Annotated in this window: 16 protein-coding genes; 7 read left to right on the top strand and 9 right to left on the bottom strand. The window is 72.9% G+C overall.

Annotated features, from left to right (window positions below; genetic code table 11):
* Positions 1 to 14: 14 nt before the first annotated feature.
* Positions 15 to 1,406: a transcriptional regulator gene (locus ACI2L3_RS08720; RefSeq protein ID WP_404751588.1), complete on the bottom strand. Its 1,392-nt coding sequence runs from the start codon at positions 1,404 to 1,406 to the stop codon at positions 15 to 17.
* Between the two features lie 349 nt (positions 1,407 to 1,755).
* On the opposite strand from ACI2L3_RS08720, the gene ACI2L3_RS08715 reads away from it, so the two are divergent.
* From ACI2L3_RS08715 to ACI2L3_RS08700, 4 genes are all read left to right on the top strand, one after another.
* Positions 1,756 to 2,415, top strand: a complete 660-nt coding sequence (locus ACI2L3_RS08715; protein ID WP_404751587.1) for a bifunctional DNA primase/polymerase — start codon at positions 1,756 to 1,758, stop codon at positions 2,413 to 2,415.
* A gap of 79 nt (positions 2,416 to 2,494) precedes the next feature.
* Positions 2,495 to 3,271 (top strand): ABC transporter ATP-binding protein, encoded by a 777-nt coding sequence (locus tag ACI2L3_RS08710; protein WP_404751586.1) that lies wholly within the window; start codon positions 2,495 to 2,497, stop codon positions 3,269 to 3,271.
* Positions 3,268 to 4,875: a transporter gene (locus ACI2L3_RS08705; RefSeq protein ID WP_404751585.1), complete on the top strand. Its 1,608-nt coding sequence runs from the start codon at positions 3,268 to 3,270 to the stop codon at positions 4,873 to 4,875. The genes ACI2L3_RS08710 and ACI2L3_RS08705 overlap by 4 nt, the downstream gene beginning before the upstream one ends.
* A gap of 419 nt (positions 4,876 to 5,294) precedes the next feature.
* Positions 5,295 to 6,680 (top strand): PAS domain-containing protein, encoded by a 1,386-nt coding sequence (locus ACI2L3_RS08700; RefSeq protein WP_404751584.1) that lies wholly within the window; start codon positions 5,295 to 5,297, stop codon positions 6,678 to 6,680.
* Between the two features lie 124 nt (positions 6,681 to 6,804).
* Here the strand turns inward: ACI2L3_RS08700 and ACI2L3_RS08695 are convergent, their stop codons facing one another.
* Positions 6,805 to 7,587, bottom strand: a complete 783-nt coding sequence (locus ACI2L3_RS08695) for an SIS domain-containing protein (RefSeq protein ID WP_404751583.1) — start codon at positions 7,585 to 7,587, stop codon at positions 6,805 to 6,807.
* A gap of 172 nt (positions 7,588 to 7,759) precedes the next feature.
* Here ACI2L3_RS08695 and ACI2L3_RS08690 point away from each other — a divergent pair, with 172 nt between their 5' ends.
* On the top strand, positions 7,760 to 8,452 hold the full coding sequence (locus tag ACI2L3_RS08690; RefSeq protein ID WP_361721226.1) for a metal-dependent transcriptional regulator: 693 nt from the start codon (positions 7,760 to 7,762) through the stop codon (positions 8,450 to 8,452).
* Positions 8,453 to 9,832: 1,380 nt separating this feature from the next.
* Positions 9,833 to 10,696 carry an alpha/beta fold hydrolase gene (locus tag ACI2L3_RS08685; RefSeq protein WP_404751921.1) on the top strand — a complete coding sequence of 288 codons (864 nt, stop codon included), beginning with the start codon at positions 9,833 to 9,835 and terminating at the stop codon, positions 10,694 to 10,696.
* Between the two features lie 34 nt (positions 10,697 to 10,730).
* Here the strand turns inward: ACI2L3_RS08685 and pdxH are convergent, their stop codons facing one another.
* Positions 10,731 to 11,432: a pyridoxamine 5'-phosphate oxidase gene (gene pdxH / locus ACI2L3_RS08680; RefSeq protein ID WP_404751582.1), complete on the bottom strand. Its 702-nt coding sequence runs from the start codon at positions 11,430 to 11,432 to the stop codon at positions 10,731 to 10,733.
* A gap of 313 nt (positions 11,433 to 11,745) precedes the next feature.
* Between pdxH and ACI2L3_RS08675 the strand changes: the two genes are divergently transcribed.
* Positions 11,746 to 12,846 carry a citrate synthase 2 gene (locus ACI2L3_RS08675; protein WP_404751581.1) on the top strand — a complete coding sequence of 367 codons (1,101 nt, stop codon included), beginning with the start codon at positions 11,746 to 11,748 and terminating at the stop codon, positions 12,844 to 12,846.
* A 168-nt stretch (positions 12,847 to 13,014) separates the two neighbouring features.
* Here ACI2L3_RS08675 and ACI2L3_RS08670 read toward each other — a convergent pair whose 3' ends face one another.
* From ACI2L3_RS08670 to ACI2L3_RS08645, 6 genes are read right to left on the bottom strand one after another with little or no spacing between them, the layout of a single operon-like run.
* Positions 13,015 to 13,620, bottom strand: a complete 606-nt coding sequence (locus ACI2L3_RS08670; RefSeq protein ID WP_404751580.1) for a TetR/AcrR family transcriptional regulator — start codon at positions 13,618 to 13,620, stop codon at positions 13,015 to 13,017.
* Positions 13,608 to 14,342 (bottom strand): enoyl-CoA hydratase family protein, encoded by a 735-nt coding sequence (locus ACI2L3_RS08665; protein ID WP_404751579.1) that lies wholly within the window; start codon positions 14,340 to 14,342, stop codon positions 13,608 to 13,610. Before ACI2L3_RS08665 ends, ACI2L3_RS08670 begins: the two co-directional genes overlap by 13 nt.
* Before the next feature lie 44 nt (positions 14,343 to 14,386).
* Positions 14,387 to 15,577, bottom strand: coding sequence for an acyl-CoA dehydrogenase family protein (locus ACI2L3_RS08660; RefSeq protein WP_404751578.1), 1,191 nt, complete (start codon positions 15,575 to 15,577; stop codon positions 14,387 to 14,389).
* On the bottom strand, positions 15,574 to 17,490 hold the full coding sequence (locus ACI2L3_RS08655; RefSeq protein WP_404751920.1) for an acetyl/propionyl/methylcrotonyl-CoA carboxylase subunit alpha: 1,917 nt from the start codon (positions 17,488 to 17,490) through the stop codon (positions 15,574 to 15,576). Before ACI2L3_RS08655 ends, ACI2L3_RS08660 begins: the two co-directional genes overlap by 4 nt.
* A gap of 22 nt (positions 17,491 to 17,512) precedes the next feature.
* Positions 17,513 to 19,117 carry an acyl-CoA carboxylase subunit beta gene (locus tag ACI2L3_RS08650; protein WP_404751577.1) on the bottom strand — a complete coding sequence of 535 codons (1,605 nt, stop codon included), beginning with the start codon at positions 19,115 to 19,117 and terminating at the stop codon, positions 17,513 to 17,515.
* Between the two features lie 16 nt (positions 19,118 to 19,133).
* On the bottom strand, positions 19,134 to 20,834 hold the full coding sequence (locus ACI2L3_RS08645; RefSeq protein WP_404751576.1) for an acyclic terpene utilization AtuA family protein: 1,701 nt from the start codon (positions 20,832 to 20,834) through the stop codon (positions 19,134 to 19,136).
* Position 20,835 lies beyond the last annotated feature (1 nt).

The following is a 20,835-nucleotide window of genomic DNA, read 5'->3' as shown; positions in this document are numbered from 1 at the left end:
TGCGTCGTGTCGCCTTATGCCGCCTGGACGTCCACCCGCGCCCCGAACTCCCGTACCACCGGCTCCTCCCGGTACGGCTCGAGCCGCTCCTGGAAGTCCTCCAGGTACTCCGCGCCGCGGTTCGACCGCAGCGTGCCGAGGAGTTCGACGGCCTTCAGGCCCGTGTGGCAGGCCTGTTCCACCTCACGCCGCTGCACCTGTGCCGTGGCGAGGAGTACGAGGCCGATCGCGCGGCGGCGTGCCCGCGTCTCGGGGTGGCCGTCCAGGGACTCCTGCGCGCTGCGGGCCGCCGCGTCCGCCTGGCCCAAGTCCCGGTGACAATGCGCCATTTCATCGGCCAGATATGCGTGGTCGAAGTGCCGGATCCAGACCGGGTCGTCGCCGGAGTCGGCCGTGCTGCCGGACGCGCGGTCCATCGCCTCGGTCGCCCGCCCCGCCACGACCTGCGTGGCCCGCGCGTCACCGAGCAGCGCGTGCCCGCGCGCCTCGGCGGCGTAGAACATCGCCTCCGCGCGGGGCGTGACCCGTCCGCGCGTCCCCTCCTGTGCGGCCCGCGCCAACTGCGCGATCTCACGCGGGTTGCCGAGCTGTGCGGCGAGGTGGCTCATCGACGCCGCGAGGACGTATCCGCCGTATCCGCGGTCGCCCGCCGCCTGGGCGAGCCGGAGCGCCTGGATGTAGTAGCGCTGGGCGAGGCCCGGCTGGCCGGTGTCGACTGCCATGTAGCCGGCGAGTTCGGTCAAGCGGGCGACGGCGGCGAACAGTTCGCGCCCGACCGCTTCCCGGTAGGAGCCCGCGAGCAGGCCGGAGACGACGGAGTTGAGGTAGTGCACGACGACCGGCCGCACGTGCCCGCTGCCGAACTGGTGGTCCAGCTGGGTCAGCGCCTGCGTCATCGCCTTGACCGCCGCGACGTCCGCCATGCCGACGCGCGGCCCCGCGGCCCGTCCGACCTGCGAGTCGGGCGACGAGATCAGCCAGTCGCGGCTGGGTTCGACGAGCGCGGACGCGGCCACGGACGACCCGGAGAGGAAGTCGCGGCGGCCCACGTCGCTGCGCCACAGCTCGCAGACCTGCTCGATGGCGCCGAGAACGGTCGGCGAGAACTGCAGTCCCACGCCGGAGGCGAGGTTCTTGCCGTTCGCCATGCCGATCTCGTCGATGGTGACGGTGCGGCCCAGCTTGCGGCCGAGCGCCTCGGCGATGATGCCGGGCGCCCGTCCCCGCGGCTGCTGCCCGCGCAGCCAGCGGGCCACGGACGTCTTGTCGTAGCGCAGGTCGAGACCGTGCTCCGCCCCGCACATGTTGACCCTGCGGGCCAGTCCGGCGTTGGAGCAGCCGGCTTCCTGGATGAGCGCCTGCAGCCTTTCATTGGGCTGTCGCGCGACGAGCGGCCTGGCGGCCATGGCGTACCCCCTGTGTGCACCGTGGACCATCGGATCGGTCGGCCGTCTGGGGCCGCCTCGCGATGATCAATGCCCTTGAGGCAAGGCGAAGATGCGCCACAAAAGAAGCAAAAGAAGCCATTAAGAAGTACTAATGGCAATCTGTACGGACCTGTCGGCCCCCGGGCTGCTCCCGGGCTCCTTCCGAGGCGTTCTCTGATTGCTCGTCACCTGGTTACCCGCACCCGGCAGCCAATCCCCACGCGCGCCCCCACCCATGCACCCATGCGCCCCAGCCGCAGGATCGATGCTCCTCCCCCGCCGTCGCGTGCGCCCGTAACCCGGGGTGGCAGCGGGAGTTGAGACTCCCGTGGAAGAGACCATCGGAGTGACGTCAGCCGCGCAGATCCCGAAGCAGCGCGGAGAAGCCTTGCTGGACACGGCCGTGCGGTACGCGGAGGAGCGTCACTGGGACGTGTTCCCCGGGACCTGGCTCGAGTCCGTCGAAGGCGTCGAGCGATGCTCGTGCGGGGACGACCCGTGCGACGCGCCCGGCGCACACGCCGCCCGTGAGGACTGGGCGACCCAGGCCACCGGCAGCGCGACGGTCGCCCGACGGCTCTGGCAGAAGCAGCCCAAGGCGTCGATCCTGCTCCCCACGGGCCGTACGTTCGACGCGATCGACGTGCCCGAGACCGCCGGTTTCCTCGCGCTCGCCCGCATGGAGCGCATGGAGCTCACGCTCGGGCCCGTGACCCGCTCGCCCGACCGCCGCATGCAGTTCTTCGTGCTGCCCGGCGCCACCGCCAAGGTCCCCGACCTGGTCCGTAAGCTGGGCTGGCCGCCGGCCGCCATCGACCTCGTCCCGCTCGGCGAGGGCACCTACATGGCCGCGCCCCCGACCCGCTTCGGCACCTCCGGCGCCGTCCAGTGGGCCTGCCGCCCCACCGCCGCCAACCGCTGGCTGCCGGACGCCGAGGAGATCATCTCGCCGCTGGCGTACGCGTGCGGCAGGGAAGCGCGCCGCTGAGCGGCTGACCCCCCGGGGTGCCGCCGCCGTCGTATCGTGCGGACGGGCGGACACGGCGGAAGCGGCGAAGGGCGGCACGGTGACCGAAGCGGCGGCGGTACGGATCCAGGGGCTCTGGAAGCGGTTCGGCGAGCAGGTCGCGGTCGCCGGGATCGATCTGAGCCTCCCCGCGGGCAAGTTCATCGGCCTGGTCGGCCCCAACGGGGCGGGGAAGACCACCACTCTCTCCATGGTCACCGGCCTCCTCAGGCCGGACCACGGCACCGTCGAAGTCGTCGGCCACGACGTGTGGCGCGACCCCGTCGAGGTCAAGGCCCGCATCGGCGTACTCCCCGAGGGCCTGCGCCTCTTCGAGCGGCTCTCGGGGCGCGAACTCCTCGCGTACACGGGGAGGCTGCGTGGCCTGCCGGGCGCCGAGGTCGACAAGCGGGCCACCCAGCTCCTCGACGTACTCGACCTCGCCGGTGCCCAGCACAAACTGGTCGTCGACTACTCGACCGGCATGCGCAAGAAGACCGGTCTCGCGGCCGCGCTCCTCCACAACCCCGAAGTGCTCTTCCTCGACGAGCCGTTCGAAGGCGTCGACCCCGTCTCCGCCCAGACCATCCGCGGCGTCCTGGAGCGCTACACCGCCTCCGGCGCCACCGTCGTCTTCTCCTCGCACGTCATGGAACTCGTCGAGTCGCTCTGCGACTGGGTCGCGGTCATGGCCGCGGGCCGCATCCGCGCCCACGGCACCCTCGCGGAGGTGCGGGGCGCCGCCCCCTCCCTGCAACAGGCCTTCCTCGAACTCGTCGGCGCGCACAGCCGCGACGCGAGCTCCGACCTCGACTGGCTGGGCGGCGGCCCCCGATGACCACACCGTCCGCGGCCATCACCCCCGTCACCTCCGTACTCGTATCCCTCAAGCTGTCCCTCCTGCGCAACGGCCTGCGCCAGTCCGCAGGGCGCCGCGCCGCCTACATCGCGTCCGTCGCCGTCTCGCTCCTCTTCGCCGCGCTCCAGCTCCTCGGCCTCATCGCGCTGCGCGGCAACGACCACGCCGCCACCCTGTGCGTCCTGCTCGTCGGCGTGCTCGCCCTCGGCTGGGCCGTCATGCCGCTCTTCTTCCCCAGCGGCGACGAGACGCTCGACCCGACGCGCCTGGTGATGCTGCCGCTGCGCCCCCGCCCGCTCGTACGGGCGCTCCTCGTGGCGTCCCTCGTCGGCATCGGCCCGCTGTTCACCCTCTGCCTCGCGGCCGGCGCGACCGTCGCGCTGGCCCACGGCGCGGCGGCGGCCGTCACCGGCGTCCTCGCCACCGCCCTCACCCTCCTCCTCTGCGTGGCGCTGGCCCGCGCGGTCGCCGCCGCCAACATCCGGCTCCTCACCAGCCGCAAGGGGCGCGACCTCGCGGTCCTCAGCGGCCTCGTCGTCGCGGTCGGCGCGCAGCTCGTCAACTTCGGCGCGCAGAAGCTCGGTTCGTCCGGCCTCGACACGCTCGACCCGGCGGCGGACGTCGTGCGCTGGATCCCGCCGGCCGCGGCGCTGGGCGCGGTGGACTCGGTGAGCGGGGGCGCGTACGCGACGGCGGCGGCCCAACTCGCCCTCTCGCTCGGTGCCTTGCTGGCCCTGCTCGCCCTCTGGCAGCGCAGCCTCACCCGCCTGATGACGACACCGGACGGCTCCACGCTCGCCGCGGCCGAACCCGACAAGGGCACCTCCCGTGTCTCCGGCGCCCTCGGCGCGCTCCTCCCCGCGGGCCGTACCGGCACCGTCATGGACCGCAGCCTGCGCTACGTGTGGCGCGACCCGAAGACCAAGGCGGCCTGGGTGACCTCCCTCGCCATCGGCCTGATCGTGCCGCTCTTCAACGCCCTGCAAGGCACCGGCTCCGTCTACTTCGCGTGCTTCGCGGCGGGGATGCTCGGCATCCTCATGTACAACCAGTTCGGCCAGGACACGTCGGCGTTCTGGATGGTGGCGATGGCGATCTCCTCGACGCGCGACGCGTACGTGGAGCTGCGCGGCCGGGCCCTGGCGCTGCTCCTCATCACCCTCCCGTACGCCGCGCTCGTCACCGTCCTCACCACCGCCATGCTCGGCGACTGGCCCGCCCTGCCGGAGGTCCTCGGCCTCTCCTTCGCCCTGCTCGGCGCGATGCTCGCCACGGGCGCGTGGTCCTCGACCCGCTTCCCCTACTCGATCCCGCAGGAGGGCTACAAGAACGTCGCCCCCGGCCAGGCGGGGCTCGCCTGGATCTCCATCCTCGGCGGCATGGTGGCGGCGGCCCTGCTCTGCGCCCCCGTCCTGACCCTGACGATCTGGCTGCACGCCTCGGGCGCGGCCTCCTGGACCTGGCTCCTGCTCCCGCTGGGCGGGGCGTACGGCGCGGGCATCACGGAACTCGGCACGCGCCTGGCCGCCCCACGGCTCGCACGCCGCCTGCCGGAGATCCTCACGGCGGTCAGCAAGGGCTGACCACCCGGCACCCTCGGGAACGCAGACGACCCGCGAGCCGTGGTTCCTGCCGCCTGGGGCGGAGGAAGCCGGCCGGACGTACCGGCGGCTCGCGGGTCGGGTGACTGCTTGGGAATAGGGCCGGCTGCGCACACCACACGCGCTGGTCCGGCGCCGAATTCGAGTTGCGACGTCGGGCCGCTAGCCCGCAGTCACCTCACGCGTCCGGTTTCCATACATCGGCCGAACCACCTCCCTTCTCGTGTGCACGCCACCCTAGGAACCGCCCCGCGGGACGCACAACCTAATTTCCGCGCGACGATTTCCCTCCGATTCCCTCCGATTGCCTTCGACTTCTGGGAACTTCCTGTGGGGTGGGTCACGTTCCAGTTGAATGATCTGACATGCGGTACAGGCAGACGGCCTGTAGGGGGTGCCACGTGAGTGCTTCGCGACAGAGCGGAACCACTGACGAACTGGGTCCTGAAGAGCCCGAGCCCGGCGGAGCCGAGCTGCTCGCGGCGCTGCTCGACGGAATGGACGCCGCGCTGTGCGCGTTCGACGCCGACGGTGTGGTGACGCACTGGAACCGCGAGGCCGAGCGGATCCTCGGCTGGTCGGCGGCGGAGGCCGTCGGGCGGCGCGGATTCGCCGGGTGGGCGGTGCGGGCCGCCGACGCCGGGCAGGTCGAGGAGCGGCTGCTGTCCGCGATGGACGCGCCGGGACGCCAGGTCCACGAGTTCGCGCTCGTCACCAAGGACGGCGGGCGGGTGCTCGTACGGATGCAGTCGGCGTCCGTGCGGGGCGGCGACGGCAAGCCCTCAGGGGTGTACTGCGCCTTCAGCGAGGTCCACGCGCAAATAGACCTGGAGCGGTCCATCGCCCTCAGCGAGGCCCTCTTCGAAAGCGCTTCCTGGGGCGTGGTGCTCGTCGACGCGGACCTGCGGCCCGCCGTCGTGAACGAACACGCCGCCCGCGCCTTCGGGGTGGGCCCCGCCGCCGTCCTCGGGCGGCCGCTCGCCGATCTCCTCGGGCAGGGCGTCGAGGAGCTGGAGAGCGCGCTGACCCATGTGCTGGCCGAGGGGACGCCGCCCGCGCCCGCCGAGATGTGGGTGTCGGTGCGGTCGGGGGCGGCCGGGGAGCAGGGCGGGGGCTCCGGTGAGCGGCGCTGCTGGCGCAGCGGCTTCCTTCGGCTGGCCTCGCCGCTCGCGGAGGAACCCGTGCCGCTCGGCGTCGGCTGGCTCTTCCTCGACGTGACGGAGGCGAAGCAGACCGAGCAGGAGGCCTCGCAGCTGCGGTTCCGCTCCCAGCAGCTGCACCGGGCGGCGCGGGCCACCGCGGAGTGCGAGGACCCCATGGAGGCGGCGACCGTCCAGCTCGACTTCGCCCTCGCCGGGTTCGCGGACCACGCCCTGCTGGACCTGACGGCCGGCGACGACCCGGTGCGGCTGGTGCGGGTCGCGGAGACGCCCGCGGGGCCGCCGGGCCCCTGCCTGCCCGTCGCCACGGCGGGCATCCCCGTCCGCTACCCCGAGGGGCACCCCGCTCCCCAGTGCGTGGAGCGCACGGGTTCGGTGCGGGCCAGCGCGGGGGCGGCGGCCTCGCCCGAACGGGCACGGCAGTGGGCGACGGCCCGGCAGTGGCCCGAGGACTCGTTCCACGCGCTGTGCGCGGTACTGCGGAGCCGGGGGCGCACGCTGGGCGTCCTCACCTTCCTCCGGGGGGCCTCGCGGGGCCAGTTCGAACCGGGCGACGCGACGTACGCGGAGAGCGTCGCGTCGAGGGTGGCCACGTCTTTGGACTTGGCGGAGGTGCTGGGTCCCTGAGCCCTGCGCTCCCCGGCCCGGCGCCGTACGCGCCCTGCAGGGGCGCGGGGAACTGCGCGCTCAGCCACGTGAGACCTGCGGTCGGCGGCGGCGCGGCACGGGGCGGGGCGGGCGCGGTGCCCGGTCAGTGGCGGTAGAAGATGCGATCTCCGTACTCGCGGAAGACGCGCCCGTTCCAGTCGTGGCCGCCGTCCACGTTCCCGGAGCGGAGCAGTGGCGGCTGGATGCCGCGCTCGGCGAGCTTCTCGATGGCCGCGGCGGTCATGGCCTGCATCAGCGCGTTGGTGACCACGCTGGACGCGGGTCCGAACGGCGCGTCGACCCCGTCGAGGGAGAGCTCCGCGTCGCCCACCGCGATCTTGGAGTCGATCACCACGTCGCAGTGGTCCTTCAGGAACGTGCCGGAGACGTGCCGCGACCTGGTCTCCGTCGCGTACGCCACCGACGTGACGCCGATGACCTTCAGGCCGAGGGCGCGGGCGTTCATGGCCATCTCCACCGGCAGCGAGTTCCGCCCGGAGAGCGAGATGATCACGAGTACGTCGCCGGGGCGGGCCGGCGAGGAGTCGAGGACGGCGCCCGCGAGGCCGTCGACCCGCTCCAGGGCGGAGCCCAGCGTGGCGGGCATGACGTCGACGCCGACCACGCCGGGGACGGCGAGGAGGTTGACGAGGGCGAGGCCGCCCGCGCGGTAGACGACGTCCTGCGCGGCGAGGGAGGAGTGCCCGGCGCCGAAGGCGAAGAGGCGGCCGCCGGACTCGACCGCGTCGGCGAGCAGCGTGCCGGCGTCGGCCACGTGCCCGGACTCTTCGTCGCGGACCTTCTGGAGCAGTCCGATGGCGGCGTCGAAGTACTGCCCCGCCGACTTGCTCTCGCTGCTGCTCTCGCTCTTGCTCTTCGAGCTCATTCGCATCACGTTGCGGTCTGGACCAGTGCCCTGTCAACACCGTCGTACGACCCTCGCGGGGCCGCCACAGGCCCGTACTGGGCGGGAATTCCACCGGCGCGACACGGTTGTCAGTGGTATGCGTCAGAATTGAGGGCAGGGCCAGCGCACGAGCGAATTCTGAGGGGCACCCATGTCGGGGCTGATTGACACCACTGAGATGTATTTGCGCACCATCCTCGAGTTGGAGGAGGAAGGTGTGGTCCCCATGCGCGCCCGGATCGCCGAGCGGCTCGACCAGAGCGGCCCGACGGTGAGCCAGACCGTGGCGCGCATGGAGCGCGACGGCCTGGTGGCGGTCGCCAGCGACCGGCACCTGGAGCTCACCGAGGAGGGCCGCCGCCTGGCCACCCGTGTGATGCGCAAGCACCGCCTCGCGGAGTGCCTGCTCGTCGACGTGATCGGGCTGGAGTGGGAGCAGGTGCACGCCGAGGCCTGCCGCTGGGAGCACGTGATGAGCGAGGCGGTGGAGCGCCGCGTCCTGGAGCTCCTCCGCCACCCCACCGAGTCTCCGTACGGCAACCCGATCCCGGGCCTCGAGGAGCTGGGCGAGAAGGACGGCGCGGACCCGTTCCTGGACGAGGGCATGGTCTCCCTGACGGAGCTCGACCCGGGCTCCGAGGGCAAGACGGTCGTGGTCCGCCGCATCGGCGAGCCGATCCAGACGGACGCACAGCTGATGTACACGCTGCGCCGGGCCGGCGTGCAGCCGGGCTCCGTGGTGAGCGTGACGGAGTCCGCGGGCGGCGTCCTGGTCGGCAGCAGCGGCGAGGCCGCGGAGCTGACGTCGGAGGTCGCGTCCCACGTCTTCGTCGCCAAGCGGTGACTGGCGGGGGCGCCCAGCGGTACGCCACGGGTGACCGAGCCCCTTCGGCTCCGCCGAGCACGGGCTCGTAGGCGCTGCCCCCGTGAGGGGCGCCCCTCGGGGTGACCTAGCCCCCGGGCTCCGCCGAGCGCGGAGTCGCGGGGTCATGGGCCCTGCCCCCGCCGAGAGGCGCCGGCCCGCTGGGCCTGGCGCTGCCCCCGCGGGCGGCGACTAGCGGTACGCCACGGGTGACCGACCCTCGGCTCCGCCGAGCGCGGAGTCGCGGAGTCGCGGAGTCATGGGCCCTGCCCCCGCCGAGGGGCGCCGGCACGTTGGGCCAAGCGCTGCCCCTGTGGTGGCCAGCACCATGCCGCCGACGGCTGGCGCTGCCCCCGCGGGCGGTGATCAGCGGGGGCGCCTAGCGGTACGCCACGGGCGACCGAGCCCCCTCGGCTCCGCCGAGCGCGGACTCGCGGGGTCACGGGCGCCCCACTGGGGGCAAGTGCCGACCCGCTGGGTGCAGCGCTGAGCCTGCGGGTGGCCATTACGAGGCCGCCGAGGGCCGGCGCGGGCTCGCCGACCGCCGACCGCCGAGTCACCATTCCGGCGAGCGGCAAGCCGCCTAGCGGCAGCCGCCGGATAGCCGAGTGGTGAGCCGCCGGGACGCCGCGGGCTGAGCCGGGGGCGAGCGGTGAGCCGCCGCGCCATCGAGGACTCACCTGCGGGCTCGCCAAGGCGCGGGGCCGCCAGATCGCCGACCGGCTGACCCGCAGGGTCGCCAAGCGCGGGGCGGCTGAGCGCGGGGCGGCTGAGCGCGGAGCCGCGTAGCGGCTGAGCGCGGAGCCGTCAGGTCGCCGGTCCCCGCCCCGCCCCGCAGCCCCCTCTTCCCGTACTGCGGTCAACTGGCGGGAAGCGGGAGGTAGTTGACGGGTCGTCGTGATCTTCGTGAGATCTTGCGGAATCCAAGATTCAGTGTGCGGAATCGCAGCGCGCGAGCGTTTTGCGTGCGAGGCTGTCGCGAGAGGCATATGACCTGAGGGCTCTTGACCGTGTCGGCGCAAGGTCTGGCCGGTCGGCCGGAGAGGGGGCTGGAGGATGTGCCCGTCTGGTGAGCCCGGTGAGGGCCCCGGCGCTGGTGAGCGCCGGGGCCTGTCCTCCCCTGTGCTGACCCGGAGCCCCGAGCTCTCAGGGTCATTCCCCTCGGACCGATCTCCCCGAGCGGCCCGCCTCCCGATGAAGATCTCCCCTCGGCCACGCCGGTCAATCCTTGCGCGTGGTCACCCGAAGGAGGGGTGTTATCGGCGAACCGGCCGCTTTCGAAAGGGAGTTCGATAGCGTGCGGGGGTGTGAAGCAGGACCAGGCGTGAAACCCGAGCGGAACCAAGGGGGGTGCCGGAAACCATGGTGCGGCGCATCGACGTGACGGGCACAGGCGGCGTACGCCTCGCCGCCTGGGAGTACGCCGACCCTCCCAAGCTCAGGGAGGCCGAGGGAGCGCCCGGCGGGGTGCTGTTACTGCACGGCCTGATGGGCCGCGCCTCACACTGGGCCGGCACCGCCCGCTGGCTCTCCGAGCGGCACCGCGCCGTCGCACTCGACCAGCGCGGCCACGGCAGGAGCGAGAAGCCCGCCGACGGCCCCTACACCCGCGACGCCTACGTGGACGACGCCGAGGCCGCCCTCGTCCAGCTCAACCTCGCCCCCGCCGTCCTCATCGGCCACTCCATGGGCGCCCTCACCGCCTGGCAGCTCGCCGCCCGCCGCCCCGACCTCGTCCAGGGCCTCATCATCTGCGACATGCGGGCCTCCGCCCTCGGCGCCGCCTCCCAGCGCGAGTGGGAGGACTGGTTCAAGTCGTGGCCGGTGCCGTTCGCGACGCTCGCCGACGTACGCAAGTGGTTCGGCGAGGACGACCCCTGGGTGGAGCGCCCCAACCCCGCCCGCGGCGAGTTCTTCGCCGAGGTGATGACCGAGGGCCCCGACGGCTGGCGGCCCGTCTTCGACCGCGCCCAGATGCTCAGCTCCCGCGAGACGTGGGTGCACGACGCCCACTGGGAGGAGCTCATCCAGGTCCGCTGCCCCGCCCTCGTCGTGCGCGGCCAGGACGGCGAGCTGGGCCGCGCCGAGTCCCAGGAGATGGTCCGCGTACTGCCCCGGGGGGAGTACGCGGAGGTGGCCGACGCGGGCCATCTCGTGCACTACGACCAGCCGGCGGCGTGGCGCGCAGCGGTGGAACCGTTCCTGGACGGGGTCCTGGCGGGGTAGCAGCGCGGGTCCTGATGGGGTAGCAGTGCGGGACTCACGGGCTGAGGCGTTCCACCCGCCAGGAACCGCCGGACCCGCCGGGCCCGCCGGACTCGCCGTCCTCCGTCCGCACGTACCGCAAACGGTCGTGCAAGCGGTCCGTTCTGCCCTGCCAGAACTCCACCGTGAGCGGAGTGACCCGGAAGCCGCCCCAGTGCGGGGGCGCGGGGACCTGTTCGCCCTCGGGGTAGCGGGACGCCAAGTCCGCGTAGGCGCGGTCGAGTTCGGCGCGTGAGGTGAGTACGGAGGACTGGGCGCTGGCCCAGGCGCCGAGCTGGGAGCCGTGCGGGCGGGTGCGGAAGTAGGCGACCGTCTCCTCGCGGGCGACCCGCTCCGCCGTGCCGGAGACGATCACCTGGCGGGCCATGGCGTGCCAGGGGAAGAGCAGTGAGACGTACGGGTTGGCGGTGAGCTCGCGGGCCTTGCGGGACCCGTAGTTCGTGAAGAAGACGAAGCCGCGGTCGTCGAAGCCCTTCAGGAGCACCGTGCGCGAGCTGGGCCGGCCCGTCTCGTCGGCCGTCGAGACGACCATGGCGTTCGGCTCGGGCACGGCGTCCCCGTCCCGTGCCGCCTCCTTGAACCACAGAGCGAACTGGTCCATGGGCTCGGCGGGCAGCTCGGCCTCGGAGAGCCCTCCGGTGACGTACTGCTCGCGCATGTCAGCCGGTTCCGGGAGAGGGGCACTGGAGTCGGTCACGCGGTCATCTTGCCGTATTTGCCTCCGCCACAGGGGTGCCCGAGGGGGCCCACCGCGCCACGGAGAGGTGACGTGTGGCACTGAGTGCCGCATTCCATCGCCAAAGGTGGCACCAAGGGATATCGTCCTGCTGCCGTATCGGTTGGGTGACCACCAGCCTCACGGGGCATCACCGGGATGACCGTTCCGGACCGCGAGTCGCCGGATTCGCCGCACATCGGCGGACACGACCGTGGAACCGGACCGGCAACGCCCACCTTTGACACTTGGTCATGAGCTGATCGCTGTCGAACCGATCATGAGGAGCCGCCTGATGTCCGACTTCGTACCCGGTCTTGAAGGAGTCGTCGCGTTCGAGACGGAGATCGCCGAACCGGACAAGGAAGGCGGCGCGCTCCGCTACCGCGGCGTCGACATCGAGGACCTGGTCGGCCACGTCTCCTTCGGGAACGTGTGGGGCCTGCTCGTCGACGGCGCCTTCAACCCCGGTCTGCCGCCCGCCGAGCCCTTCCCGATCCCGGTGCACTCCGGTGACATCCGCGTCGACGTCCAGTCCGCCCTGGCGATGCTCGCCCCCGTCTGGGGCCTGCGGCCGCTGCTCGACATCAGCGAGGAGCGGGCCCGCGAGGACCTGGCGCGGGCCGCCGTCATGGCCCTTTCGTACGTCGCCCAGTCCGCCCGCGGCCAGGGCCTGCCGATGGTCCCGCAGCGCGAGATCGACAAGGCCGAGACGGTCGTCGAGCGGTTCATGAAGCGGTGGCGCGGGGAGCCCGACCCCAAGCACGTGCAGGCCGTCGACGCGTACTGGACGTCGGCCGCCGAGCACGGCATGAACGCGTCCACGTTCACGGCCCGGGTCATCGCGTCGACGGGCGCGGATGTCGCGGCGGCGCTGAGCGGGGCGGTGGGTGCGATGTCCGGGCCGCTGCACGGTGGCGCCCCGTCCCGCGTCCTCGGCATGATCGAGGAGATCGAGCGCACGGGGGACGCGGTCGCGTACGTGAAGCAGGCGCTGGACAAGGGTGAGCGGCTGATGGGCTTCGGGCACCGGGTGTACCGGGCCGAGGACCCCCGCGCGCGGGTGCTGCGGCGCACCGCGCGCGAGCTGGGGGCGCCCCGCTTCGAGGTCGCCGAGGCGCTGGAGAAGGCGGCCCTCGACGAGCTGCACGCCCGCCGGCCCGACCGCGTCCTCGCCACGAACGTGGAGTTCTGGGCGGCGATCGTCCTCGACTTCGCCGAGGTGCCGGCGCACATGTTCACGTCGATGTTCACGTGTGCGCGGACCGCCGGGTGGTCGGCGCACATTCTCGAGCAGAAGCGGACGGGACGGCTTGTCCGGCCTTCCGCCCGGTACGTGGGGCCCGGCTCCCGTAACCCCCGCGAGATCGAGGGTTTCGGGGACATCGCACGCTGACGCCTGTCGCACGGGGCTCGGCCCGTCACCGGCTCCGCCGAGTTCGTCCTCAATCGCCGGACGGGCTGAGAGCCCCCTCGTGCGCTGACACCTCGGGGCTCCGCCCCGGACCCCGCTCCTCAAACGCCGGAAGGGCCGGAACCTGCCGACGGTCGAGGAACGTACACATCAGTCGAGCGCCGACTCCACCAGCACCGTCCACTGCGCCACCACCCGTTCCCGCCGCGCCCCGTCGTCCGTGAGCAGGTTTGCGAGGCCCAGGCCTCGCGCCATGTCCAGGAGGCCCTGGATCGTTTCGCGGACGCCGGGGCGGGACTCGTCCGCGTCCAGGAGGTCCACCGCGATGCGGTGGGTCTCGCGGCCGACGCGGGATTCGAGTTCCGTGACGCGGGAGCCCAGGGCGGGCTCGTTGGACGCGGCCACCCACAGGTGGAGGGCGGCGCGGAAGAGGGGGCCGGTGTAGAGGTCGACGAGGGCGGCGACCACGGAGGCCCTGTCCTGGGCGGGCAGGGCGCGCAACGCCGTGGAGCGCTGCTCGGCGACGTACTCGACCGCCGCCGTGAACAGGTCCTCCCGGGTGGGGAAGTGGTGCTGCGCCGCGCCCCGCGAGACCCCCGCCCGTTCGGCGACCACCGAGACCGTCGAACCCGCCCAGCCGTGTTCGGCGAGGCAGGACACGGCGGCCTCCAGGAGTTTCTGCCGCGTCGCGCGGCTGCGGTCCTGTTTGGGCGCGCGCTCCCGCGCGGTCCCGTCGGCGGCGGTCACAGCACCCATGGGCGCTCCCGTCGTTCGAGGAACGCCGTCATCCCCTCGCGCGCCTCGGCGGAGCCGAAGAGCCGCGCGGACAGGGAGATCAGGGCGTCCGATTGGTCGTCGAATGCGTCGAGCACCTTAGCCGTGAGCAGCTTCTTCGTCTCGGCCAGGGCGAGCGGCGCGGCCTTGCGGAGCCCGTCGAGCATCGGCTGGAGGGCGGCGTCCACGTCGGACGCGTACGCCGTGACGAGGCCGATCCGGGCCGCCTCCGCCGCGTCGAAGCGCTCCCCGGTGAGGCAGTAGCGGGACGCGGCGCCCGGGTCGAGGCGGGGCAGCAGGGGCAGGGAGATCACGGCGGGGGCCACCCCTATGTGGACCTCCGTGAACGCGAAGGTCGCCGCCGGGCCCGCGACCGCCAGGTCGCAGGCGCCGAGCAGCCCGAGTCCGCCCGCCCGCACGTGCCCGTCCACCCGGGCGGCGACCGGTTTGGGCAGCGCCACGATCCGCCGGAGCAGCGCCACGAAGTCCCGCGGGTCGGGCGGCGCCTTCAGGTCGGCGCCCGAGCAGAACGTCGTGCCGGTGTGGGTGAGGAGGACCGCGCGGGTCGCGGTGTCCCCGCCGAGATCGTCAAGTGCCTCGGCAAGGGCGCCCACCAGCTCCGCCGAGAGCGCGTTGCGGCGCTCGGGTGCGTCGAGGGTGACGGTGGTGACGCCGCGCAGCGGTGATGAGACGGAAAGACTCACGGAAGGCGCTCCTCATCAGGTCTCAGTGGGTCTCAGAGTGCGTCTCAGTAGGACTTGGGCAGGCCCAGCGTCTGGTGCGAGACGTAGTTGAGGATCATTTCCCTGCTCACCGGGGCGATCCGCGCCACCCGCGACGCCACGATCAGTGACGCGAGGCCGAACTCCTTCGTCAGGCCGTTGCCGCCCAGGGTGTGCACGGCCTGGTCGACGGCCTTCACGCAGGCGTCGGCGGCGGCGAGCTTGGCCATGTTGGCGGCCTCGCCGGCGCCGACGTCGTCGCCCTCGTCGTAGAGCCTGGCGGCCTTCTGCATCATCAGGCGGGCGAGTTCGATCTCCACGTGGGACTGGGCGAGGGGGTGGGCGATGGCCTGGTGGGCGCCGATCGGGGACTTCCACACGCTGCGTTCCTTGGCGTACTCGACGGCGCGGGACAGCGCGTACCGGCCCATGCCGAGCGCGAACGCGGCGGTCATGATGCGTTCGGGGTTGAGGCCCGCGAAGAGCTGGAGGAGGCCCGCGTCCTCGTCGCCCACCAGCGCCTCCGGGGGCAGCCGTACGTCGTCGAGTACGAGCTCGAACTGCTTCTCGGCCGCCTGGAGTTCCATGTCGATCCGGCGCCGCTCGAAGCCTGGGGCGTCGCGCGGGACGATGAACAGGCACGGTTTGAGGTTGCCGGTCCGCGCGTCGGACGTACGGCCCACGATGAGCGTCGCGTCGGCGATGTCGACGCCGGAGATGAACACCTTGCGGCCGGTGAGCAGCCAGTCGCCGGAGTCCGGGTCGCGGCGGGCCGTGGTGGTGATGCGGTGGGAGTTCGAGCCCGCGTCGGGTTCGGTGATCCCGAACGCCATGGTGCGGGAGCCGTCGGCGAGCCCCGGCAGCCAGGTGCGCTTCTGCTCCTCGGTGCCGAAGCGGGCGATGACCGTGCCGCAGATCGCGGGCGAGACGACCATCATGAGGAGGGGGCAGCCCGCCGCCCCCAACTCCTCCAGGACTATGGAGAGTTCGGCGATGCCGCCGCCTCCTCCCCCGTACTCCTCGGGCAGGTTCACGCCCAGGTAGCCGAGCTTGGCGGCGTCCGCCCACAGCTCGTCGGGGTGACCTCCGGCGGCGGTGACCCGGGCCATGTAGTCGCGGCCGTACCGGCGTCCGAGTGCGGCGACGGCGGTGCGCAGGGCCTGGTGCTCCTCGGTTTCGAGGACAGTGCGGGGAGTGGTGCTGCGAGCGGTGCTCATGAGGCTTCCTCCTCCTGGACGACGGCCTTGACGGCTGCCTGGACGACGGCGAGCAGCGCGCCGACCTCGACCTGGCGGCCGGGCACGGCGTGCAGGGCGGTGAGCGTTCCGGAGGCGGGGGCGCAGATGCGGTGCTCCATCTTCATGGCCTCCAGCCAGACGAGGGGCTGCCCGGCCGTGACCGGCTGCCCCTCGGCGATCCCTTCCGCGACGCGGACGACGGTGCCCGGCATCGGGGCGAGCAGCGAGCCGGGCGCGCGGCGGGCGGTGGGCTCGGGGAGCAGCGGGAGCGGGGTGAGGGCGGTGTCCCCGTCGGGTGTGCCGACGTGTACGCGGCCGTCGTACCGGGCGACCGTGAACGTACGTCGTACGCCGCCCGCTTCGAGGACGACGCGTCCTGCCGTCGCCTCGATCACCGTCACGCCGTCGGCGGCCGGGCCCCGCCGGGTGTGGTGGTAGCGCACCTCGTGCTCCGTGCCGTCGGGCTCGGTGCGGTAGCGCTTGAGGTGGGGCTGGGAGCGGAGGTTGCGCCAGCCGCCGAACCGGGAAGCGCCGTGTGCGCCGGCGAGGGCGGCGGCGAGTGGGGCGTGCGGGTCGGGGGTGGGGGTCGTGAGCTCGGTGGCGTGCCGGTCGTAGAAGCCGGTGTCCATCCGGGCTTCGGTGAACTCGGGGTGCCGCAGGGAGCGTACGAGCAGGTCGCGGTTGGTGACCGGGCCGTGGACGGTGGCGCGCTCCAGGGCCCCGGCGAGCTTGCGCACGGCTTCGGCGCGCGTCGGGGCGTGGGCGACGGCCTTGGCGAGCATCGCGTCGTAGTGCACGCCGATGGTGTCGCCGTCCGTGTAGCCGGTGTCGAGGCGTACGCCCGGCACGTCCAGGCGGTGCAGGGTGCCGGTCTGCGGGGCCCAGCCGGCGGCCGGGTCCTCGGCGTAGAGGCGGGCCTCGACGGCGTGTCCGTGTGCGGCCGGCGGGTCCTTCTCCAGGGCGTGGCCTTCCGCGATGCGGATCTGCAGCGCGACGAGGTCGAGCCCGTACACGGCCTCGGTGACGGGGTGTTCGACCTGGAGCCGGGTGTTCATCTCCAGGAAGTGCGCATGCCCAGCACCCTCAGCGCTCCCGTCTGCCCCGTCGGCCACCAGGAACTCGACCGTCCCGGCCCCGCGGTAGTCGGTGACGCGGGCGGCACGCACGGCCTGCGTGTGCAGTTCGGCGATGAGTTCCGGCGCGAGGCCGGGGGCGGGGGACTCCTCGACGACCTTCTGGTGGCGGCGCTGGAGGGAGCAGTCGCGGGTGCCGAGCGGCCACACGGTGCCGTGCGCGTCGGCCAGGATCTGCACCTCGACGTGGCGGCCGCCCTCGACGTACGGCTCGACGAACACCTCGCCGTCACCGAAGGCGGCGGCGGCCTCCGCCTGAGCGGCCGCCAGCTCCCCCGGCAGGTCGGCCATGTCGCGCACGACGCGCATGCCGCGTCCGCCGCCGCCCGCGGCCGCCTTCACGAGGACGGGCAGGTCGGCCTCGGTGACGTCACCGAGCGGCTCGACGCCCATGAGTTCCTTGGCGCGGGTCTTGGACGCCATCGCCTCGATCGCCCCGGGCGGCGGCCCGATCCAGGTGAGGCCCGCGTCGAGGACGGCCCGCGCGAAGCCGGCGTTCTCGGAGAGGAAGCCGTAGCCGGGGTGGACCGCGTCGGCGCCCGCGGCCTGTGCGGCCTTCACGACGAGGTCGCCGCGCAGATACGTGTCGGCGGGCGCCGCCCCCGGCAGCCGTACCGCCGTGTCGGCCTCGCGCACGTGCAGGGCGTCCGCGTCGGCGTCGGAGTACACGGCGACCGTGGCGATGCCGAGCTCTCGGCAGGTGCGGAAGACGCGGCAGGCGATCTCGCCCCGGTTGGCCACGAGTACTGACTTGATCATCGTCATCGTCATCGTCACTGCCTCACATCCGGAAGACGCCGAAGCCGCCGCGCGCGCCTTCGTAGGGGGCGGTGTGGATCGCGGACAGGCAGAGGCCGAGGACGGTGCGGGTGTCGCGCGGGTCGATCACCCCGTCGTCGTAGAGCCGCCCGGACAGGAACATCGGCAGCGACTCGGCCTCGATCTGCTGCTCCACCATGGCGCGGAGCCCGGCGTCGGCCTCGTCGTCGTAGGGCTGTCCCTTGGCGGCGGCGGAGGCGCGGGCGACGATCGACAGGACGCCCGCGAGCTGCTGGGGGCCCATGACGGCGGACTTGGCGCTGGGCCAGGCGAAGAGGAAGCGGGGGTCGTAGGCGCGCCCGCACATGCCGTAGTGCCCGGCGCCGTACGAGGCGCCCATGAGGACGGAGAGGTGCGGGACGCGCGAGTTCGAGACGGCGTTGATCATCATCGCGCCGTGCTTGATGATGCCGCCCTGCTCGTACTCCTTGCCGACCATGTAGCCGGTGGTGTTGTGGAGGAAGAGCAGCGGGATGTCGCGCTGGTTGGCCAGCTGGATGAACTGTGCTGCCTTCTGCGACTCCTCGCTGAACAGCACGCCCTGCGCGTTGGCGAGGATGCCGACGGGGTAGCCGTGGAGGGCCGCCCACCCGGTGACGAGTGAACTCCCGTACAGCGGCTTGAACTCGTCGAAGTCGGAGCCGTCGACGATGCGGGCGATCACCTCGCGCGGGTCGAACGGTTTCTTCAGGTCGCCGGGGACGATGCCGAGGAGCTCCTCCTCGTCGTACTTGGGTTCCTCGACGGATGCCGGGTCCGGGTCGGCGTACGCCTTGCGCCAGTTGAGCCGCTTCACGACCCGGCGGGTCTGGCGCAGGGCGTCCCGCTCGTCCTCGGCGAGGTGGTCGGCGAGGCCGGAGGTGCGGGCATGCATCTCGGCGCCGCCGAGCGACTCGTCGTCGCTCTCCTCGCCGGTCGCCATCTTCACCAGGGGCGGTCCGCCGAGGAAGACCTTCGCCCGCTCCTTGACCATGATCACGTGGTCGCTCATGCCGGGTACGTACGCGCCGCCCGCCGTGGAGTTGCCGAAGACGACGGCGATGGTCGGAATCCCGGCCGCCGAGGACTGGGTGAGGTGCTTGAAGAGGGCGCCGCCCGGAATGAAGATCTCCTTCTGGGAGGGGAGGTCCGCACCTCCCGACTCCACGAGGTGGATGGACGGCAGCCGGTTCGCGTGCCCGATCTCGTGCGCCCGGAAGGCCTTCTTCAGCGTCCAGGGGTTGGAGGCACCGCCCCTGACCGTCGGGTCGTTGGCGGTGATCAGGCACTCGACGCCCTCGACGACGCCGATGCCGGTGACCATGGAGGCGCCGACGGGGTAGTCGCTGCCCCAGGCGGCGAGCGGGGACAGTTCGAGGAAGGGTGTGTCGGGGTCGAGGAGCAGCTCGATCCGCTCCCGCGCGAGCAGCTTGCCGCGCTTGCGGTGCCGCTCGACGTACTTCGCCCCTCCCCCTTCGAGCGCCTTGGCCTGCTCGGCGTCGAGCTCGGCGAGCCGGTCCAGCATGGTCTGCCGGTGTTCGGCGTACTCGGCGCTCGCGGGGTCGAGCGCGGAGGCGAGGACGGTCACAGCGGAACCTCCTGTGTCACAGCAGAACCTCCGGTATGTCCAGGTGGCGGGCGCGCAGCCACTCCCCCAGGCCCTTGGCCTGCGGATCGAACCGTGCCTGCGCGGCCACGCCTTCGCCGAGCAGCCCTTCGACGACGAAGTTCAAGGCGCGCAGATTGGGCAGGTCGTGCCGGACGACCGCCGGCTCGGCGGTCTCCGGCAGGAGTTCGCGGAAGCGGTCCACGGTCAGCTCGTGGGCGAGCCACCGCCAGGCGTCGTCGGTCCGCGCCCACACGCCGACGTTCGCGTCCCCGCCCTTGTCGCCGCTGCGGGCGCCGGCGACGAGGCCGAGGGGGGCGCGGCGGGTGGGGCCGGGCGGGAGGGGCGCGGGCAGGGGCGGGGGTTCCGGGTCTTCGAGTACGCGGGTGTCGGCGCCGGAGGGGATCGGGCGCCGCTCCCCGTCGGGCAGGACGGCGACGTGGTCGACGGTGCCGCGGTCGACGTACGCCGCCTCGAAGACGCCGTACGGGGAGCCCTTGCCGGGCGGTGCGGTCACGTGGAAGCCCGGGTAACTGGCGAGGGCGAGCTCGATCGCGGCGCCGCTGATCGTGCGGCCGACGGCGTCCGCGTCGGCGTCCCGCACGACGAGGCGGAGCAGGGCGCTGGCGCACTCCTCGCTGGGGGCGTCCTCGCGGTCGGTGCGGGCGAGCTCCCACCGCACGTGCGCCGGGCGGGACTTGGCACGGTCGAGGGCGTCCTCCAGCTGGGCACGGACGAGCGCGGCCTTCGCCTCGATGTCGAGCCCGGTGAGGACGAAGACGACTTCGTTCCGGAAGCCGCCGAGGCGGTTGAGCCCCGCCTTGAGGGTGGGCGGCGGCGCCTCACCACGCACCCCGTCGATCCGTACGCGGTCGGGGCCGGCCTGCGTGAGGGCGACGGTGTCGAGTCGGGCGGTCACATCGGGTCCGGCGTACCGGGCGCCCTGCGTCTCGTAGAGGAGCTGCGCGGTGACGGTCCCGACGTCGACGAAGCCGCCGGTGCCGTCGTGCTTGGTGATGACGGCCGAGCCGTCCTCGTGGATCTCGGCGAGGGGGAAACCGGGATGGCGCAGAAGCCCCAAGTCCCTCCCTCCTCCCGCGAAGAAGGCGTAATTGCCGCCGGTGGCCTGCGAGCCACACTCCAGGACGTGCCCGGCGACGACGGCGCCGGCGAGCCGGTCGTACTCCGTCGGCCCCCACCCGAAGTGCGCGGCGGCGGGCCCGGTGACCAGGGCGGCGTCGGTGACGCGCCCGGTGACGACGACGTCGGCCCCGGCCCGCAGACAGGCGGCGATGCCCGCGCCGCCGAGGTAGGCGTTGGCGGTGAGGGCCCCGGGAAAGCGGTCGCCGAGGTCGTCGCCCTCGACGTGCGCGACCCGCGTCTCCCCGAGCCCGAGCCGCCCGGCCAGCTCCCGCACGGCATCGGCGAGCCCGGCGGGGTTGAGCCCACCCGCATTGGCCACGATCCGCACGCCACGCTCACGGGCGAGCCCGAGGCACTCCTCCAGCTGCCGCAGAAAGGTCTTGGCGTACCCGCGCCCCGGATCCTTGAGCCGGTCCCGCCCGAGGATGAGCATGGTCAACTCGGCGAGATAGTCCCCGGTGAGGACGTCGAGGGGCCCGTCGGTGAGCATCTCGCGCATGGCACTGAACCGGTCGCCGTAGAAACCGGAGGCGTTACCGATTCGGAGGGGTCGCACG

This window comes from Streptomyces sp. NPDC029674, assembly GCF_044903205.1.
In the GTDB taxonomy this organism is placed as follows: domain Bacteria; phylum Actinomycetota; class Actinomycetes; order Streptomycetales; family Streptomycetaceae; genus Streptomyces.
The sequence above is the reverse complement of the archived record's forward strand: the minus strand, read 5'-3'. Positions and strand labels throughout refer to the sequence as shown.

Coding starts and splice junctions, on each gene's coding strand:
- ACI2L3_RS08660 (WP_404751578.1), bottom strand. CDS start 15,577: ATGAGCACCGCTCGCAGCACCACTCCCCGCACTGTCCTCGAAACCGAG.
- ACI2L3_RS08655 (WP_404751920.1), bottom strand. CDS start 17,490: ATGATCAAGTCAGTACTCGTGGCCAACCGGGGCGAGATCGCCTGCCGC.
- ACI2L3_RS08670 (WP_404751580.1), bottom strand. CDS start 13,620: ATGGGTGCTGTGACCGCCGCCGACGGGACCGCGCGGGAGCGCGCGCCC.
- ACI2L3_RS08705 (WP_404751585.1), top strand. CDS start 3,268: ATGACCACACCGTCCGCGGCCATCACCCCCGTCACCTCCGTACTCGTA.
- ACI2L3_RS08695 (WP_404751583.1), bottom strand. CDS start 7,587: ATGAGCTCGAAGAGCAAGAGCGAGAGCAGCAGCGAGAGCAAGTCGGCG.
- ACI2L3_RS08720 (WP_404751588.1), bottom strand. CDS start 1,406: ATGGCCGCCAGGCCGCTCGTCGCGCGACAGCCCAATGAAAGGCTGCAG.
- ACI2L3_RS08685 (WP_404751921.1), top strand. CDS start 9,833: ATGGTGCGGCGCATCGACGTGACGGGCACAGGCGGCGTACGCCTCGCC.
- ACI2L3_RS08675 (WP_404751581.1), top strand. CDS start 11,746: ATGTCCGACTTCGTACCCGGTCTTGAAGGAGTCGTCGCGTTCGAGACG.
- ACI2L3_RS08690 (WP_361721226.1), top strand. CDS start 7,760: ATGTCGGGGCTGATTGACACCACTGAGATGTATTTGCGCACCATCCTC.